The following is a 2047-nucleotide window of genomic DNA, read 5'->3' on the forward strand; positions in this document are numbered from 1 at the left end:
GCTCAACGAATTCGTCGAGGCCGGCCAGTGTGAATTCCTTTCCCAGTACGCCAAGCCGTTCGCGCTCTTGGTCGTCGCGGATATGCTCGGCGTTCCCGAAGTCGATCACCAGCAATTCCGTGTCGTGCTCGGCGCGCCCCAGCCGGGTGCCCGACCCGGTGCGATCGACAACGAAGCTCTCTCGAGCAACCCGTTGGCCTGGCTGGACGAGAAATTCGTTTCCTACATCACCGATCGCCGCAACGAGCCACGCGACGACGTGCTGACGTCGCTGGCGCTGGCGAAGTATCCGGACGGCACCATACCGGAGGTCCTCGATGTGGCGCGGTCGGCGACCTTCTTGTTCGCCGCGGGGCAGGAGACCACGGCCAAGGTGCTGGGTGCGGCGGTGCGGTTCATGGGCGATCACCCCGACGTGCAGCAGCGATTGCGCGAGGACCGCACCTTGATCCCGAACTTCATCGAGGAAACCCTGCGGATGGACGCACCGGTCAAGAGCGGGTTCCGGCTCGCCCGCCGCGCGACCACCGTCGGTGAGGTCGATATCCCGGCCGGCGGCCTGGTGATGTTCTGCCCCGGTGCGGCCAATCGCGATCCGCGCCGATTCGAGGACCCGCACGAGTTCCGCCTCGACCGCGACAACTTCCGTGAGCACATCGCATTCGGTCGCGGCGTGCACACCTGCCCGGGCGGCCCGCTCGCGCGGGTCGAGGGTCGGGTCTCGATCGAACGGATCCTGGACCGGCTGCTCGACATCGAGATCGACGCGGACAAGCACGGTCCGGTCGACGCGCGCACCTACGAGTACGAACCCACCTTCCTGCTGCGTGGGCTCAGCGAACTGCACATCCGCTTCACTCCCCAATCCTGACCACGACAACAACGACAGAGGTAGGTAATCATGACCGGACGGGTCGAAGGCAAGGTCGCGTTCATCACCGGAGCGGCGCGCGGGCAAGGCCGCAGCCACGCACTGCGATTGGCGCAGGAAGGCGCCGACATCATCGCGATCGATGTCTGTAAACAACTCGACAACGTGCCGTTCGCGATGTCGACCCCGGAGGATCTGGCGACCACCGCCGACCTCATCCGGGCACAGGGCCGTCGCGTGGTCACCGCCGAGGTCGATGTCCGCGACTACGACGGGCTCAAGGTCGCGGTCGACGGGGCGGTCGCCGAACTGGGCAGGCTCGACATCATCGTCGCCAACGCCGGGATCGGCAACGAGGGCGGCGCGCTGGTCGATCTGCAGGAGAACCTGTGGGACGACATGATCGACGTCAACCTCGGCGGCGTCTGGAAATCGGTGAAAGCCGCTGTGCCGCATGTGATCGCCGGTGAGCGCGGCGGCTCGGTGATCCTGACGAGCTCGGTGGGCGGGCTCAAGGCCTACCCCAACATCGGCCACTATGTCGCGGCCAAGCACGGTGTCGTCGGACTCATGCGGACCTTCGCGGTGGAACTGGCGCAGCACTCCATCCGGGTGAACTCGGTCCACCCGACGCACGTGAACACGCCCATGGTGATGAACGAGGGCACCTACAAGCTGTTCCGCCCGGATCTGGAGAGCCCCGGCCCCGCCGACCTCGAGCCGATCGCCCGGTTGTTCCACACCCTGCCGGTGGCCTGGATCGAGCCCGAGGATGTCAGCAACGCGGTGCTGTATCTGGCCTCCGACGAGGCTCGCTACGTCACCGGTGTGCCCCTGCCGATCGACGCGGGCGGAATGCTCAAGTAATCACCCCGTCGCGCCGACTGTGGTGGTCGGCGCGACCCCGAGAAACAACGAAGGCGGAGAACGGTCATGAGGGTGTCGGTCGACGGGACCAAATGTGAGGGCCATGCCCTGTGCGCGGGTATCGCGCCGACGGTGTTCGAGGTGAACGCCGACGACCTGGCCGTGGTGGTCGACGAATATCCGGGTGGTGCCACCGAATCGGAGGTTCGCTCGGCGGCGTCGGCCTGCCCGACGATGGCGATCGCGTTGGGCGAGAGCTAGCTCCGCGTCCGAGAAGGTCGAATGCAGAAACCCGCCTCCCACGGAGGC

At 66.4% G+C, this 2047-nt stretch carries 3 protein-coding genes; all 3 read left to right on the forward strand.

Annotated features, from left to right (window positions below; translation table 11 throughout):
• The coding region (locus ACFWF3_RS33705) for a cytochrome P450 (RefSeq protein ID WP_379318024.1) at positions 1-871 on the forward strand (871 nt) is incomplete at its 5' end.
• A 30-nt stretch (positions 872-901) separates the two neighbouring features.
• Entirely contained in the window at positions 902-1738 is an 837-nt protein-coding gene (locus tag ACFWF3_RS33710) for a mycofactocin-coupled SDR family oxidoreductase (protein WP_379297333.1), read from the forward strand.
• A gap of 66 nt (positions 1739-1804) precedes the next feature.
• Entirely contained in the window at positions 1805-1999 is a 195-nt protein-coding gene (locus tag ACFWF3_RS33715; protein WP_379318026.1) for a ferredoxin, read from the forward strand.
• Positions 2000-2047: the final 48 nt, after the last annotated feature.

It is taken from the genome of Nocardia sp. NPDC060220 (genome assembly GCF_042727815.1).
Taxonomy (GTDB): domain Bacteria; phylum Actinomycetota; class Actinomycetes; order Mycobacteriales; family Mycobacteriaceae; genus Nocardia.